Source organism: Aeromonas sp. 602200 (assembly GCF_049173895.1).
GTDB lineage: Bacteria > Pseudomonadota > Gammaproteobacteria > Enterobacterales > Aeromonadaceae > Aeromonas > Aeromonas veronii_A.
In genome coordinates this window covers 375,937-391,593 of sequence record NZ_JAAKSL010000002.1, presented here as the reverse complement: position 1 = coordinate 391,593, position 15,657 = coordinate 375,937, and the positions used below count along the sequence as shown (strand labels likewise).

The 15,657-nt window shown below is 61.7% G+C and carries 16 protein-coding genes and 1 tRNA gene; 2 read left to right on the top strand and 15 right to left on the bottom strand.

The window, feature by feature from the left end:
- Window positions 1-85: 85 nt before the first annotated feature.
- Window positions 86-1,000, top strand: coding sequence for a Gfo/Idh/MocA family protein (locus G5221_RS04825; RefSeq protein ID WP_421262909.1), 915 nt, complete (start codon window positions 86-88; stop codon window positions 998-1,000).
- Between the two features lie 111 nt (window positions 1,001-1,111).
- Here G5221_RS04825 and G5221_RS04820 read toward each other — a convergent pair whose 3' ends face one another.
- The 3 genes from G5221_RS04820 to G5221_RS04810 form a co-directional block, all read right to left on the bottom strand.
- A complete protein-coding gene (locus G5221_RS04820; RefSeq protein WP_019446869.1) occupies window positions 1,112-1,462 on the bottom strand; it encodes a TusE/DsrC/DsvC family sulfur relay protein in 351 nt (116 codons plus the stop codon).
- 24 nt (window positions 1,463-1,486) lie between these two features.
- The gene (gene yccS, locus G5221_RS04815) at window positions 1,487-3,640 is read right to left on the bottom strand and encodes a YccS family putative transporter (RefSeq protein WP_227342213.1); all 2,154 of its coding nucleotides are present in this window, start codon (window positions 3,638-3,640) and stop codon (window positions 1,487-1,489) included.
- Between the two features lie 164 nt (window positions 3,641-3,804).
- Window positions 3,805-4,461, bottom strand: a complete 657-nt coding sequence (locus tag G5221_RS04810) for a Bax inhibitor-1/YccA family protein (protein WP_005338308.1) — start codon at window positions 4,459-4,461, stop codon at window positions 3,805-3,807.
- A gap of 208 nt (window positions 4,462-4,669) precedes the next feature.
- On the opposite strand from G5221_RS04810, the gene G5221_RS04805 reads away from it, so the two are divergent.
- A tRNA-Ser gene (locus G5221_RS04805) sits at window positions 4,670-4,757 on the top strand.
- 139 nt (window positions 4,758-4,896) lie between these two features.
- Here G5221_RS04805 and exeN read toward each other — a convergent pair.
- The 12 genes from exeN to exeD form a co-directional block, all read right to left on the bottom strand.
- Window positions 4,897-5,664, bottom strand: coding sequence for a GspN family type II secretion system protein ExeN (gene exeN, locus G5221_RS04800; RefSeq protein WP_266134242.1), 768 nt, complete (start codon window positions 5,662-5,664; stop codon window positions 4,897-4,899).
- The gene (gene exeM / locus G5221_RS04795) at window positions 5,661-6,152 is read right to left on the bottom strand and encodes a GspM family type II secretion system protein ExeM (protein ID WP_005338305.1); all 492 of its coding nucleotides are present in this window, start codon (window positions 6,150-6,152) and stop codon (window positions 5,661-5,663) included. Before exeM ends, exeN begins: the two co-directional genes overlap by 4 nt.
- The gene (exeL, locus tag G5221_RS04790; protein ID WP_266134241.1) at window positions 6,149-7,333 is read right to left on the bottom strand and encodes a GspL family type II secretion system protein ExeL; all 1,185 of its coding nucleotides are present in this window, start codon (window positions 7,331-7,333) and stop codon (window positions 6,149-6,151) included. Before exeL ends, exeM begins: the two co-directional genes overlap by 4 nt.
- A gap of 122 nt (window positions 7,334-7,455) precedes the next feature.
- Window positions 7,456-8,457 carry a GspK family T2SS minor pseudopilin variant ExeK gene (gene exeK, locus G5221_RS04785; protein ID WP_266134240.1) on the bottom strand — a complete coding sequence of 334 codons (1,002 nt, stop codon included), beginning with the start codon at window positions 8,455-8,457 and terminating at the stop codon, window positions 7,456-7,458.
- Entirely contained in the window at window positions 8,447-9,193 is a 747-nt protein-coding gene (gspJ, locus tag G5221_RS04780; protein ID WP_266134239.1) for a type II secretion system minor pseudopilin GspJ, read from the bottom strand. Before gspJ ends, exeK begins: the two co-directional genes overlap by 11 nt.
- A complete protein-coding gene (gene exeI, locus G5221_RS04775; RefSeq protein WP_257697135.1) occupies window positions 9,190-9,549 on the bottom strand; it encodes a GspI family T2SS minor pseudopilin variant ExeI in 360 nt (119 codons plus the stop codon). The genes gspJ and exeI overlap by 4 nt, the downstream gene beginning before the upstream one ends.
- Before the next feature lie 82 nt (window positions 9,550-9,631).
- On the bottom strand, window positions 9,632-10,192 hold the full coding sequence (gene exeH / locus G5221_RS04770) for a GspH family T2SS minor pseudopilin variant ExeH (RefSeq protein WP_266134238.1): 561 nt from the start codon (window positions 10,190-10,192) through the stop codon (window positions 9,632-9,634).
- A complete protein-coding gene (locus G5221_RS04765) occupies window positions 10,189-10,308 on the bottom strand; it encodes a type II secretion system protein (protein WP_083617148.1) in 120 nt (39 codons plus the stop codon). The genes exeH and G5221_RS04765 overlap by 4 nt, the downstream gene beginning before the upstream one ends.
- Window positions 10,309-10,355: 47 nt before the next feature.
- Window positions 10,356-10,787: a GspG family T2SS major pseudopilin variant ExeG gene (gene exeG / locus G5221_RS04760; RefSeq protein ID WP_005338297.1), complete on the bottom strand. Its 432-nt coding sequence runs from the start codon at window positions 10,785-10,787 to the stop codon at window positions 10,356-10,358.
- 97 nt (window positions 10,788-10,884) lie between these two features.
- Window positions 10,885-12,105 (bottom strand): GspF family T2SS innner membrane protein variant ExeF, encoded by a 1,221-nt coding sequence (gene exeF / locus G5221_RS04755; RefSeq protein WP_005338296.1) that lies wholly within the window; start codon window positions 12,103-12,105, stop codon window positions 10,885-10,887.
- Window position 12,106: 1 nt separating this feature from the next.
- Window positions 12,107-13,612 (bottom strand): GspE family T2SS ATPase variant ExeE, encoded by a 1,506-nt coding sequence (exeE, locus tag G5221_RS04750; protein ID WP_421262908.1) that lies wholly within the window; start codon window positions 13,610-13,612, stop codon window positions 12,107-12,109.
- Complete coding sequence (exeD, locus tag G5221_RS04745; RefSeq protein WP_421262907.1) at window positions 13,612-15,651, bottom strand: GspD family T2SS secretin variant ExeD; 2,040 nt, start codon at window positions 15,649-15,651, stop codon at window positions 13,612-13,614. The genes exeE and exeD overlap by 1 nt, the downstream gene beginning before the upstream one ends.
- Between the last annotated feature and the right edge of the window lie 6 nt (window positions 15,652-15,657).

Genomic DNA, 15,657 nt, shown 5'->3' with positions numbered 1-15,657 from the left:
ACGGCAGGCTGGATCTGCGGGACAAATCCTGAGATGGTGCGGGCAGTTATCCGCTTGTCCCGTTATCGAGTGAAAAGGAGTTGAGATGCGCATTGCCATGATTGGTCTGGGGGATATCGCCCAAAAAGCCTATCTGCCGCTGCTGGCGAGCGATGAGCGGGTTACCCCGCTGCTCTGCACCCGCAATCCAGCGGTGCTGGAAAAGCTCGCCCGCCAGTATCGGGTCGCCGAGTGTTTTACCGATGTGGCGGCCATGCTGGCCAGCCGCCCCGACGCCGTGATGATCCACGCCGCTACCGCGGTGCATCGCGAGCTGGCCGAACAGTGTTTGCGCGCGGGTATCCCCACCTTTGTCGACAAGCCCCTGTGCGACAATCTGGCCGAGGCCGAGGCGCTGGCCAACCTCGCCATCGCGCAAGATTGCGCCCTCTTTACCGGCTTTAACCGCCGCTATCTGCCCGCCATGGTCGAGGTGCGCGCCCAGCCGCTCACCGAGCTGAACTGGCAGAAACACCGCTTCGCCCTGCCGGGCAAGGCGCGGGATTTTATGTTCGATGACTTTATCCATGTGCTCGACAGCCTCTGCTTCTATGGCGGCGTGCCGCAGGGGGAGTTCCATGCGGTATTGCGACCGGATACGAAGGACAACAGCCTGCTGGCCGGGGTAAGCGTCAGCTGGCAGAGCGGCGATCGCGCCATCAGCGGCAGCATGAACCGCAGCACCGGGATCACCGAGGAGCGCATCGATGCCTACGGCGACAATCTCTCCCTGCACCTTGAGAATTGCACCCGCGGCAGCATCGCCCGCGACAAGGCAGCGCAGATGCTTGGCCCCAACGACTGGCAGCCGGTGCTGGCCCAGCGCGGCTTTGCTGCCATGCTGGAGCACTGGTATCAGCAGATTGAATCGGGCAAGGCCGATAGCGAGCTGATCGCCTCCTACCTGCATGGTCACCGGCTGGCAGAGCAGCTGGTGGCGCTGGCTGACAAGCGGGGATAAGGCGGGCTGGAAGCCTGAGATATATGAATGGGAGGTGCGCGAAGATGGCGCACCAAACACAACGGGGGCCGCAGTTGCGGCCCCCGTTGTTATGGGATGAGATGCATGGGATCAGATGCACTTTACCGGTTTGGGCAGGCCGCCAATTTTGGTTGCCTGCTTGGCTGGGCCTTCCGGGAACAGCTTGTAGAGGTAGCGGCTGTTGCCCTTCTCGGGGCCGTACTGCTTCTCCATCGCCTTGACCAGCGCGCGGATGGCGGGGGAGGTGTTGAACTCCAGATAGAAGGCGCGCACAAAGCGCACCACTTCCCAGTGCGGCTCCTCAAGCGTGATCCCCTCCTGCGCGGCCAGCACCAGCGCCAGCTCCTCGCTCCAGTCGTTGCTGTTGAGCAGGTAGCCCTTGGCATCGGTCTCGATGAGTTGGCCGTTGAATTCCAGCTGATGTTTTTCGGACGCAGACATGAGGGCTCCTCGCTAATGGGGCTATCAGGATTGGGCGGGCATGGTAGCGCCTTGATCCCCGGTGAGCAACCGGCTCTCGTTGGCCAAATGCAGCAGCTGATCCGCCAGCTCGCTGATCAGGTTGAGCTGCTGGGTCAGCATCAGCTGCTCCTCGCTGCTGTCCGGACTTATAACCGGGCACTGACCTCCGATGGAGCTGGAGGGGTTGCCCGCCAGATGACCGGCGGCCTGCTCCAGGGTGTGGCAGATGTGGTGGCGTACTTCATCCAGCCCGCTGATGGCCTCCAGCTTGTCACGATGGGCCCCCAGCGCCGAGATGTAGGAGAGCAGGGCGTGGTTGCGCCAGGTGAGGGTAAAGCAGAGATCGAGGAAGCGGCGGCGCTTTTGCGGCTCCACCAGCATGCTCTGCCAGGCGGTAGCCAGCTCGCTGTCCGCCAGATGGGCGCTCTTGCGCGCCACCCGATAGTCGATGGACTCGTCCCGTTGCTGCTTGAGGCTCGCCAGCACCGCCGAGAGGTAGCGGGCGTTTGCAGACAGCGAATTGGCGATCAGGGTCGGCAGCCGCTTGTACTGCCAGTCCGGCCAGAGCCAGGCCACCAGCCCGTAGGAGATCAGGCAGCCGAGCAGGGTATCGAGCAGCCGCGGCCCGAGGATCGCAAAGCCGATGCCATCGAGCAGGTTGAACGCCATCAGCACGTAGAGGGTGATAAAGCAGACTGCGGCGCTGTAGTTGTTGCGCACCTGGGTAAAGAAGAGGAAAGCGGCCAGCCCCATCACCACCAGCTGGACGTGCAGCTCGGGAAACAGCCAGAGCACCGGAATGCCCACCAGTATGCCGGCGAAGGTGCCGAGCATCCGCTGCACCAGTCGGCGGCGGGTGGCGCTGTAGCTGGGCTGGCAGACAAACAGCACGGTCAGCAAAATCCAGTAGCCCTTATCCATATCAAAGGTTTGCAGTATGCCGTAGCCGATCACCAGTCCGAGCGACAAACGCAGCGCGTGGCGAAACACCATGGAGTGCAAGGTGAGGTGCTGCTTGAGCTGGGCTAGCAGCGGCAGGCGGGGGGGGCGCGCCAGCGCTGGCAGATCCTGCTCCGGCTGCTCGGGGTTTTGCAGCACTTCGGCGCTGCCCAGCAACTGGTTGATGCTGGCCAGATTGCGGCGCAGGAATTTCATCGGCGTCAGCAGGGTTTTCGGGTAGTGCTGCTTGAGATTGGTGAACTCCAGCTGATCGCCTAGGGCCTCCAGCGTCCAGTGGATGCGCTTGTTATGGGCGTAGGGCTTGTGCACCAGAATGGCGTAACCCAGCCGCTGGCATGCCTCGGAGAGTTGCAGGAACACCTCCTGAAATCCTTCCAGTACGATGCCTTGCTTGAGCTCCGCTTCCAACCGGCTGTAGGGATAGTGGCTGGAGGTGGCGCGCTCGTGAATCTCCAGCGCCAGAAGATAGAGGCGCAGCAGGCTGGCCAGCTCGGGGCTCGCCGGATGGCGGCGGCTCAGGCGGGCGTTGAGGGCCGACTTGGTGAGGGTCAGCGCGCTCACCAGATTGATGTTGAGCTGGGCCAGATTGTGGCGAATGGCCTGGGCGCCGTGCTCGTCCGCCGGGAAGAAGCGGGACTTTTCCAGCAGGTAGCGGCCAAGGGCGAAGTAGCTCTGGGCCAGTTGCTCGTGCAGGGTCTTGTAGGGCAGCAGCCAGAGCCAGATAAACGAGACCAGCCCGTACCAGAGGGCGCCGGCGCCGAGTGCCAGCGGCTGGTAGAAGAGATCCGGCGCCTTGGCGGCCCCCAGCATGGTGTAGATGGCGATCAGCAGCGAGCCAAAGCTGATGGTGGCGTAGCGGGCACCGAGGGCCCCCACCATCACAAAGATAAAGGTGGAGCTGGCCAGCCCGATGGCAAACAGCCAGGGGGTGGGGTAGAGATACTGCACACAGAGGGACGCGAACATGAAGCAGATGAGCGTCATGGCGAGGTTTTTAAGGCGTCCCCACAGGCTGTCGTCGGTTTCGGCAATGGCACCCGCCACGACCCCGAGGGAGAGCAGCACGGTGAGCTGGATATTGCCGGTGGCCAGGGTGAAGGCGAGCAGACCGAGAATGGCCAGCAGCACCTTGAGAGCGAAGTAGATGTGACTATCGGTCAGCAGTCGGCGCAGCAGGCCAGAGAGATCCATCGGCATGAGACAGGTGAAACCCTTGATCGAAACGAGAGCGAGATAGTAACCCGCCAAGCGCGAAGTGGCCCTGATCCAAATCAGGGCCACTTCGCTTCATATCCTTGATTTACAACTTATCCTGACAAAAATCGGCGCCAATAAAAACCCCGCCGAAGCGGGGTTTCTGATTAGTTGCGGTTGCCGCCAAGCAGGCTCAGCAGGCTCAGGAAGATGTTGTAGATGGAGACATACAGGGTGACGGTGGCAGAGATGTAGTTGGTCTCGCCACCGCGCACGATCTGCTGGGTAGTCAGCAGGATGGCGCCGGAGGAGAACAGCATGAACATGGCGGACAGAGCCAGGCTCAGGGCGCTCATCTGCAGGAAAATGTTGGCAATCATGGCTACCAGCAGTACCCAGAAACCGACGAACAGCATGCCGCCGATGAAAGAGAGGTCACGCTTGGTGGTCAGGGCATAGGCCGACAGACCGAAGAAGGTGAGCGCGGTGCCGCCAAGGGCGGTCATCACGATCTCGCCACCACCATTGTTCATGTACATGTTGATGATGGGGCCCAGGCTATAGCCCAGCAGACCGGTCAGGGCGAAGGTGAAGACCAGCCCCATGCCGTTGTTGCGATTCTTCTCAGTCAGGAACATCAGACCGTAGACACCGATCAGGAACACGGCCCAGTGCAGCGGCGGCATGTTCATCACGGTAGCGACCCCCGCCACCACGGCAGAGAAGCCCAGAGTGAGGGAGAGCAGCATATAGGTGTTACGCAGCACCTTGTTGGTATCGCGTACGGCACTTTGGGTGCCAGTGTAGATAGAACGGGTATCCATCTTGGGTGTCCTCTTGATGTCCGGGTGAGACGGCGAGCAGCCGCCTCGTGATCGCTGTTTGTTACTGCATGTTTACGCATTGTATGTAGAACAAATAGGGATGACGAGGAACAATTTCAAGCCACCTGCCATTTTGCTCCCGCACACTATCCCACAGGAAATATGTATTGCATATGAACAAGGGCTTAGCGTAGTATGCACGCCGTTCGGAGGGGTGGCAGAGCGGCTGAATGCACCGGTCTTGAAAACCGGCGATGGGCGACCATCCGTGGGTTCAAATCCCACCTCCTCCGCCATATTCAAAGAGAAAGCCCAAGTGATTCAATCGCTTGGGCTTTTTTGTATCTGTCGTATCTGGTATTTCAACTGACATGTCACATGGACGATAAAAATGGCTCGGGTTGTCCCTGAGCCATTTTCACCTTGAATGAGGGCTTAGATCCGCCCCTGATAGCGCAGGGGGAAGCGGCCCTGACTGTCGGGCTGGCCGAGGAAGGGGAGCCCCTGCTGCATCTGTGGCGGCAGTGCCGGGCCCGGCTTCAGGGTGCCCTGGAACAGGTATTGGCCGTTGGGTTGCAGCTCGAGGCGACCGCTGGTCTGCACCGCATCGGAGCCCTGCTTGAGTTCGGCCACCAGTTTGGAGTCGAGGCAGGTGAGTTTCACCTCGGGGTCGGCCAGATCCAGCTTGCCCGCCGGGGTATCGGCGCTGGCGTTGTACCAGTCGAGGTTGCCGTAGAGGTTGTCGCACCAGGGGTTGCCCTGGGCAAACTGCTCCACTTTAAGCTGCAGCTGGCCGCTGACGGTGATCGGGATCGGCAGGCGCATCGGCACCCGGCTCAGCAACCAGGGGGCGGGAGCGTTGAGGGTCAGGTCCCGGCCGAAGGCGGCGCCATTCCAGCCGACAACGCCCTGACCATTGAGGCCGTTGCGATCGCCAAAGCGTATGGCCACTTCGGGGGCGAAGCGCAGCAGCGACCAGCCGTTGAGATCCCAGCGCAGCTGGTTTAACGATTCGCTGGCATATTGCAGTCGGGCGATCTGGCCACTCCAGAGGGTGCCGCTCACCCCTTCCAGTTTCAGCAGGTTGGCAACATTGGCAGGCAGCGGCAGATGGCGAGCCACCAGTGCCGCGGGCAGGGTGGCCAGCAGGAAGACCAGATAGGCGGCCAGAAACAGGCTGGCAATCAGGATGCGTTTTTTCATTGTGGACGACTCAACTGCAAACGTCTGACCTTGACCAGACCCGGGGCCAGATCCTCGCGGGCGATCTCGATGATTTGAACCTGAATACCGTGCTGCTCCACCAGCGTGGAGAGCCAGAGTAGCAAGTCATCGAATTGGACCGTGTCGATCCACACTTGCAGCTCCTGCGCCTGGGGTTGCAGCCGGGCAATCTTGATCTTGTGGTTGAAGGCGGTGCGGTTGACCACCCCTTCCAGGGTGCCGCTGGTGTCGATCTGGCGACCCGAGCCCCCCTGCATGGCCAGCACCTCTTCCCCCTTCTCCTTGAGCCAGGCGAGGGTCTGCTGCTGGTTTTGCACCTGCCGCTCCCGCTCTGCGATGCGGTTGGCGATGGGCTGCCAGACGCTCCAGTAGAAGAGACCGACCAGCAGCAGAACGCCGCCTGCGACCACCAGCCGCTGTTCCCGTGCTGTGATGCCGTGCCACCAGCTCTGCAATTTTTCCATCATGATGATTTACCCTTGAGCACCAGTGCGCCCTCTACCTTGCCCTCGGTGCTGCGCACCTCGCCTTGCTGTACCTCGAATTGCTTGCCAGCCAGCTCACGGAACCGCTCGATCTCGGCAAAGCCTGGGGCAGTCACCTGCAGCCTCAGCTCGCGGCGACTGGCATCAAAGCGCATCACCTGCGGCTTGAGGCCGGGTACTTCGGCAAAGGTGGGGGCCAGCTCGGTGAGCATCAGCAGCACGCCGTTTTGCGGGGCTTGTCCCATTTGTTGCAGATGCTGGTTCATCTGGCTGCGCACGTTCACGATGCGGCTCTCACCCGGGAAGATGCGGGTATAGACGGCACGGATCTCCGCTTTCAGCGCCTTGTCCTGCTCGGTGAGCTGATAGAGCTGCACCCCGCGCTGGCCGAGGGCCACCAGCAGCAACAAGCCTGCGGTGATGGCCACCTTGCGCCACTGCAACCAGTAGCGGGCATATTCGGTCTGGGGTCGATAGGGACCGGTCAGCAGGTTGGCGCGGCAGGTGAGTGCCCCTTTGGCCAGCAGCAGCATGGGGAGTTCAGGCTCCGCCGGCTGCCAGTTGGCGGCGGCAATGGCGGGCACCGGGGTGTGGCTGTGGATGGTGACTGGCTCGACTTCGGTTGCCAGCAAGATGGCCAGCAGCGGCTCGTCGGCGACGATCCCCTGACAAGGGCCCTGGCGTACCAGCCACTCGCTGCCGAGTTGCAGGGCAGACCAGCCATCAGCGGCCTGTGGCAGCGCCAGCACATCGGGCAGCAGTTGCAGGCTCTTGAGGCCAGCGGCATCGAGCCAGCCGAGCCACTCGGCCATCTTCTGCCGATCCACCGCCATCAGATCCACCTGCTGGCCCGCGTGGGCCAGTACCACCAGATGGAGCTCGTCCACGTCGGAGGCGATCTGCTCCTCCAGCAGGTAGGGGAGGGCCGCTGCCGACTGGCGGTTGTAGCGACCCGGCAGGGTGACGCGCCGGAAGATCAGATCGCTGCCCGGCACTAGCGTGACCACTGGGCGGCCACCGGCCCGATCCTGCAGCTCGCTCAGGGCATCGGCCGAGGGCAGGGTGCCGGAGGCGATGATCTCCTGCTCCTGACCGGACCAGACCAGCCAGGCCACGGGTTGTTGTTTATTGGTCCCCAGTCGGATGACCAGACTTTCGCTCACGCATCTCTCTCCTGCGATACCGGTTTGCAAAGGGCGTTGTGCGCCCTGGCAACCGGTGCGCAGCCCGCAGGCTGCATCCAACATCTCTCGTACCCGCAGGCGATGGCCTGCAGGTGCGCTGTTTATTCGGCGCCGCTACTGAGGCGGCGCAGTATCACCAGTTTATTGTCCTTGCCCCGCTGGAACAGGGTTTCGAGCCAGGCCCGGTTGTCGCCGACCTCGGCCACGACCCGGGCTTCGAAGAAGTCGCTCTTGACCACCAGCGCCTCTTTCAGCCCTTTCACCGAATCGACCGGAGCGAGCATGTCTGTCATCAGCTTGCTCTCTTTCCACCCCTTCTGTGGCCGCTCATTCAGTACCCGCTTGGCATCATCCAGCCCGATAGTGCCCAGATAGAGGGCAACCAGCAGCTCGGGGCGCTGGGGGGCAAGGGTATTGATATTGATCTTCAACTTGTCGTTGGGCAGGGTGCAGACGTAGGGGGCCAGTCTGGCATAGACCCTGGCCGTCACCCCGCGCACCGCCCGCAGCTCATCCTTGCCCAACATCCACTGGTTGGCGGTCAGGTAGGGTGGCTTGAGCCCCTCGTAATAGGCGTCCTCTGCGCCAAGGCTGGAGACCAGCACCGTATCCTTGTCGGTCCAGTCACGAATGGCATCGGTGAGCTGGGCCGCCTCGTAATCATCCATTGCCAGCTCCTTGAGCAGTTCGCGAAACACCTGCACCGGATAGGGCTGCTGCGCCAGCTCCTCGCCGCTTCCCGCCTTGGAGGCCACGCTCAGGCTGTTGAGGTTGAAGCAGGATTGCAGGTCGGTCACCTCGCCCTTGAGCTGGCCATCATCCACTGGAAACACCGTGTTCTTGCGGGCCCAGTTCTGGCTGAGGTTAACCACCTCGGGGTTGTCCTTGAAATCCTGCGTCAGCACCTTGCTTACCAGCGCTTCCGCCGAGAGGGCATACCACCATGCCTGTTTGCCTGTGGTGATGTTGGCGGTGCGGCGCAGCTCAAGCTGCAGGCGGCCGCTCATATTGCTGGCGATGATCACCATCACCGAGAGGATCAGCAGCACCACCAGCAGCGCCATGCCGCGCTGGCGACCGGGGGCGGCGAGATTAGCCCGCATTGGCGCCCCCTCCGTTCTGGCTGTCACCATTACCGCCATTGGTATTGCCGTTGTTGTTGTTGCCACCTTGGTCGGGGTTGCTGCTCTGGCTGTTCTCTTCGGCGCGCTGGCCACCGGCGCCAATCAGGAACTGACGGCGAATGGTGCCGTAATCTTCCAGATCCAGCTCCACTGCCAGCCCGTGGGGCAGCACGCTGCGCTGGGTCCACTCCTCTTTCCAGTTGCCCTTGTCGAAGAAGTAGAGGCGAAACGCCGTGACCCCTGTCAGCACCGGCTGGATGCGCGGCTCGGTGCCGATCACCGGATCCGGATAGAGGTAGCTCAGGCGCTCCAGCTTCTGATCCTTGAGGCGCCAGCCGACCCGCTGCAGATGGGAGCGGGGCAGCATGCCGTCCGGGTTGAGCCAGCCGCTGCGCATAAAGGCCATGCCCCAGTCATCGCTCTGCTGGCCGAACCGGGAGGCCGCCAGCAGCACCTTGTTGTTCTCCCCCTCGATGCGACCGCTGCGCGGCACCATCTGGGTGATGTCTCGCTCCAGCAGGGTGAAGGCGAGTTGCAGTTCGTTGAGGCGGGCCTCCTTGCGCTTGGCCACCTCGTCGCTGGTGAGCACCCCCTGCAGCACCTGATAGGCACCCATGCTGAGAGTGGCGAAGATGGCGATGGCCACCAGCATCTCAAGCAGGGTAAAACCGGCGTGACGGACGGGGCGAGGCGTGCGGGCGGAGTGCTGGGTCATCGGCTGATATAGGTCCGCATCATGGCGACCGGGTTCTCGGCCTTGGCCTCGGTGCGCACTTCCATATCGAGTGCCCGGAAGTTGTTGTCGGCGGTGGCGACGCCGCGATAGCGCCAGTACCAGGTGCTGCCCGCCATCTGCTCATCCCCTTCCACCCAGCTGTCACCGGGCCACTTGTTCTCGAGCTTCTGCTGCACCAGCTGGTTCTCCACCACCCAGGTGGCCAAGGTCTTCTCTTCCAGATAGTTGAGGGCCGAGAGGTGTTCGCTGGCGGTTTTCATTACCGCCAGACCCGCGATGGCAAAGACTGCCAGCGCTACCATCACTTCGAGTAAGGTCATGCCACGCGCGTTCATCGTGTCACCTGTTGAGGGTGTGGTTGGCACAGAAGTAGCGCCACCATCACACCTTTCTCAAACAACGTCATGCCGCGGGCGTTCATTCGCTCACCTCTTCATCTTCATCGCCGGTGAGCAGGGTGAGGCGGCCGAACTCGTCCCCCTTGACGATGCGGGTGTAGCGCATCTCGTCATCCTGCTGGGTGAAGGTGAGCACGAACGGGCTCAGCTCGCCGCCCGGGAAGATCAGCAGCTGTGGTGTGCGCTCCTTCTCGTCGCGCTTCTGTTCGGTTTTCTCGTCGGAGTCCGGCTGCCAGCCAAATCCTTCCAGCTCCAGTGCCAGCGTCATGTTCTCGGCCAGTTGTACCGGCCCCAACTGCTTGTCGCCAGTCACGGCCAGCCACTTGCGATCCTTGGCCTGACGCTGCATAAACTGCCAGCCGTTATCCTCGATGCGAATGCCTACCAGCCGACCATCCATCACCGCATACTCCTGTGCCAGCTGCAGCGTCGCCATCAGGCGACGCGCCTGCTTGTCCAGCTCCCGATCTCCTCTGGCGCCTCCCATGCTGAGGGTGACGGCGGTGGCCACCAGCCCCATCAGCATGGCGACCAGCAACACTTCCAGCAGAGTAAAACCGGCCTGGCGACTCGGTTTCATGGCGCCAGCCTCAACTGCATAGCGGTAGCCTCAAGCCGACCCATCAACATGGCAACGAGCAGCACCTCCAGCAGGGTAAAGCCGGATTGGCGACGAGCAGATGGCGCAGCCCTCATTCAGGCTGCTCCAGCAAGGCGGAGTGAATGCGCTGGCGGCACATCACTTATTGGAAATCCTTCAGGTTCCAGTTGCCGATGTCGTCATCGGTACCGGCTTCACCATCCAGACCCATGGAGAAGATGTCGATCTTGCCGAACTGGCCCGGGCTCAGCAGCTGGTACGGGTTGCCCCAGGGATCTTGCGGCAGGCGCTTGATGTAGCCGCCATCGCGGTAGCTGCGCGGCGCCGGATCGATGGAGGGCTTGGTCACCAGTGCATCCAGACCCTGTTCGGTGGTCGGGTAGCGGTTGTTGTCCAGCTTGTACATGTCGAGGGCGTTTTCCAGCGCCACGATATCGGAGACCGCTTTCTGCTGGTCAGCTTTCTCCTTGTTGCCCATCAGGTTGGGCACCACCAGACTGGCCAGAATGCCGAGGATCACGATGACCACCATGACTTCCAGCAGGGTAAAACCGGATTGACGACGTTTGTTCATGAGTTGCTCCGTAACGAATGAGATGGGATGGCCCATCAGAGAGTGATCACTGGGTGGGTTCGACGGGCCGCCAGCGGCGCCACCAAACACCGGAAACTTACATATTCACCATATTGTTGAGCTCGAGGATCGGCTGCAGGATCGACATCACGATAAACAGCACCACCCCGGCCATGGAGACCACCAGCATGGGTTCGAACACCCCGAGGGCGATATTGACCTGAGATTCAAACTCCCGATCCTGGTTGTCTGCCGCCCGCTCCAGCATGCTGTCGAGCTCACCGCTCTGCTCGCCGGAGGCGATCATGTGCAGCATCATGGGCGGGAAAATCTTGGTCTCGGTCAGCGACTTGCGCAGACTGGTCCCCTCGCGCACCCGTTCGGCGGCCTCGAGAATGCGCATTCTGGCAAAGTCGTTGGAGAGCACTTCGCCGGAGATCTTCATCCCCTCCAGCAGCGGCACCGCGCTGGCGTTGAGGATGCTTAAAGTACGGGCGAAGCGGGCGGTGTTGAGACCGCGACTGACCCGGCCAATCACCGGCAGACCGAGCAGTACCTGATGCCAGCGTCGGCGACGCTTTTCATCGGTGAGCCACCAGCGCCAGACAAAGCTGCCAAGGAAGATCAGCAGCAGAAACCAGAGGCCGTAGGCTTGCATCAGCTCGCTGGTACCGATGAGAAAACGGGTGGTGCCCGGCAGTTGCTGGCCCATGTGTTCAAACTGGGCCACCACCTTGGGTACCACGGCGGTAAGCAGGATCGAGATAACCCCGATGGCGACACAGGTGAGCACTATGGGGTAGATCATCGCCTGCAGCAGCTTGGTGCGCATGTGCTGGCGCTGCTCGGTGTAGTCGGCGAGGCGGTTGAGCACTTTTTCCAGATGGCCCGATTTTTCACCGGCCGCCACCATGGAGCGAAACAGCTGGTCGAACACATGGGGAAAAGCCCCCAGCGAGTCGGCCAGCGAATAACCTTCCACTACCTTGCTGCGCACGGTTGCCACCAGAGAGCGCAAGTGGGCCTTTTCGCACTGCTCGGCCACCGCCTTGAGCGCCTCTTCGATGGTGAGACCGGCGCCCACCAGAGTGGCCAGCTGGCGAGTGATCAGGGCCAGCTCGGCAGTGCTGGCACCACGACGAAACAGGGCGAAGCGGGTCGCTTCCCGTTTCGCCTTCTCGGTGGTCTCGTTCACCTCGAGGGGGGTGAGCCCCTGTTCACGCAGCAGCTGGCGTACCTGACGGGCCGAGTCGCCCTCCATCACACCGCTCTTGCTGCGCCCCTTGTTGTCGAGGGCCTTGTATTCGAATGCCGCCATCTCAATCTTCCCGGGTCACGCGCAGTACCTCTTCGAGGCTGGTCTGCCCCTTGAGGACCTTGTCGATGCCGTCACGGCGGATGCTGGGGGTGTGGCCGCGGATCAGCCGCTCGATGGCGAGCTCGCCGCTGGCGCTGTGAATGGCTTCACGCACCGCTTCATCGATCACCACCAGCTCGTGGATGCCGGTCCGGCCACGGTAGCCGGTGTGGTTGCACAGCTCGCAGCCGACCGGACGCCACACCTGCTGATCGGGGGCCAGCTCGATGCCCATGGCGAGGCGCTCCTGCTCGGTAATGGGGCGCGGGGCACGGCAATCGGGGCAGAGGGTGCGCACCAGCCGCTGGGCCAGCACCGCCAAGAGCGACGAGGAGAGCAGGAAGGGCTCGATCCCCATGTCCCGCATCCGGGTGATGGCGCCGATGGCGGTGTTGGTGTGCAGGGTCGACATCACCAGGTGGCCGGTCAGCGACGCCTGCACCGCAATCTGGGCGGTTTCAAGGTCACGAATTTCCCCCACCATCACTACGTCCGGATCCTGGCGCAGAATGGCGCGCAGGCCGCGGGCGAAGGTCATGTCCACCTTGGTGTTGACCTGGGTCTGGCCCACCCCTTCGAGGTCATATTCGATGGGGTCTTCCACCGTCAGGATGTTGCGATCCCGCGAGTTGATTTCTGACAGCGCCGCATAGAGGGTGGTGGATTTACCGGAACCGGTCGGGCCGGTGACCAGAATAATGCCGTGGGGCTTGCGAATAAGCTCGCTGATGATGGTGCGGTTGGCCGCGGTCATCCCCAGCTGCTTGAGCTCGAGGCGCACGTTGTTCTTGTCGAGCAGACGTAGTACCACCCGCTCGCCGTAGCTGGACGGCATGGTGGAGACCCGCACGTCGACGGCGCGACCGCCGATACGCAACGAGATACGGCCATCTTGCGGCACCCGCTTCTCGGCGATATCCATCCGCGACATCACCTTGATCCGCGAGACCAGGAGTGAGGCTAGCTTGCGATGGGGGCGCAGGATCTCCCGCAGTACCCCATCGATGCGAAAACGGATCACCAGTGCCCGCTCGAAGGTCTCGATATGGATATCGGAGGCCTCCTCCTTGATCGCCTCGCTCAACATGGCGTTGATGAGGCGAATGATGGGGGCGTCGTCATCGGCGTCCAGCAGATCTTCGCTTTGCGGCAGCTCTTCGGCCAGGGCGAAGAAGTCCATCTCGTTGCCGAGATCTTCCATCAGCTGGCGTGCCTCGGAGGAGTCGCGCTGGTAGTGAGCCATCAGCAGCTCTTCGAAGGCCTCGTTGTCGAGTTGCTCCACCGCGAAGCTGCAACCCGCTACCCGCCGCACTTCCAGCAGGGCTTGCGGGGTGACGCCGGGGCGGCACTGCAATACTGGTGCCCCCTCCCGCTCAATCAGGATCACCCCGAAGTTGCGGGCAAAGGCGAAGGGCAGCTCCGGCAGCGGGGGCGGCAACTCGCCGCCGTCAAGATGGTAGGCACTCATCAGGGACGGCTCTGCACAAAGGGGGTGGTACTTTCTACAGTGCTCTGCTGGCGAACCTTCATCTGTTCAACCTGCTTCTGCACTTCCTTTTGCAGCTCGGGCGACACCATCACATCCTGGCCATAGGCAGGCAGCACCTGACGTTTGGGCGAGGTGAGATAGCCCTCTTGCGCTGCATTATCCAACTGCTGAGCGCGGAACAGGGAGTATTTGTTGCTGGAGATACCAGAGTAGACATCGGCATCGCGCAAGATTGTGGGCCGGATAAAGACCATCAGGTTGCGCTTGCTCACCGTATTGGAGGTGGAGCGAAACAGGTAGCCCAGCACCGGAATATCGCCGAGTAGCGGGACTTTGGATACCTGTTCCAGAGTCTGATCATCCATCAGGCCACCCAAAACTACGGTCTCGCCACTTTTAACCAATACTGCGTTTTTCACTGTACGGGTGTCAAAGGTTGGACCGAGATTGGCCGAGCCTGGAGCCTGCTTCTGTGCCACGCTGGAGACCTCTTGCTCGATGGTGAGTAGCACCGAATCCCCTTCGTTGATTTGCGGAGTAACGGTTAGCTTGGTTCCGACTGTCTTGCGCTCGATGGTGTTGAAGATGTTGTCACCGGAGGTAGAACTTTGGGAACCGGTCTGGACAGGTACTTCCTGACCCACGTTGAACGACGCCTCTTTGTTGTCCATGGTGACGATGCTCGGGGTAGAGAGAATATCGTTCTTGGTATTGGAGGCCAGCGCCGTGGCCAGCATGGCCCAATCACCGTGATAAAAACCGGCGGCCATGCCGTTGAATTCTTTCAGCAGAGCTGCTGCGGTATCAGTGTTACCGTTCTGGTAATCTTTACCCGCGGCGATGGCGCCGCCAAGTGGCAAACCTGTGTTGTTAAACTGGGTACCACCACCATTGGCATTGCCCCACTGGACGCCGAGGTTAAGGCCGTCGTTATCCTGCATCTCGACGATGATCGCCTCCACCAGTACTTGGGCACGGCGGATATCGAGCTTGGCGATGACCTGTTCAAGTTCTGCCATCACATCCGGCTGGGCGGTGATGACCAGGGCATTGGTGGTCTCGTCGGCAGAGATGGCCAGCTTGCCACCGCCGATGCTGGCGCCACCTGTGGTTGCGCCGCCGCCCTTCTTGTCGGCCTCGATGCTGGAGCTGACGCCCTTGAGCACCTCGACCATGTCTTTGGCCTTGCCATATTTGAGGTAGAAGACCCGGGTGTTGCCCTGACTCTGCAGGTCGCGGTCGAGCTGGCGAACCATCTGGATGATGCGGGCGCGCGCTTTCGGCTCACCGCTCACCACCACCGAGTTGGTACGCTCGTCGGCCACCACCTTGGGCGACAGCAACAGGGAGGCGGTGCCCCCTTGTGGATTGCCATCCTTGTTGAGGTTGGTCACCAGCCGCACCATCTCGCCGGCCGAGGCATATCTCAGCTTGATGATGTCCACATCCTGATCGCCTGCGCGGTCGACCCGGTTCACCACTTCCACCAGACGGTTGACCACGGCGGCGCGGCCGGTGATGAGCAGCACGTTTGATGGCTCGTAGTGCACCACGTTGCCCCCACCGGCGTTGTCGTTGAGCTGGCGCAGCAGGGGAGCCAGTTCACGCACCGAGACGTTGCGTACCGGCACGACTCTGGTCACCATCTCGTCGCCCACTCCCGGGTTATTGCCATCCACCACCGGAATGGCGGAGGTTTTGGCATCCCGCGAGCGGAGCACCTTGAGCACGCCGTTATTCATCGGCACCACGGCAAAGCCGTAGACATCGAGCACACTCAGGAAGAACTGGTAGTACTGCTCCTCGTTGAGCAGGTCGTAGCTGCGCACGTTGATCTTGCCGCGCACCGAGGGCTCTATGATGATGGTCTTGTTGAGGTTTTTGCCCACCGTATTGATGAACTCTTCGATGTCGGCGTTCTTGAAGCTGGCAGAGTACTCGGTGGCCCAGGCTGAGCCCGCCATCATCAGAGCCGCTGCGATAGTGGCCAGACGCCAGCCTTTCCCTTTAGTGGTCATTATTGG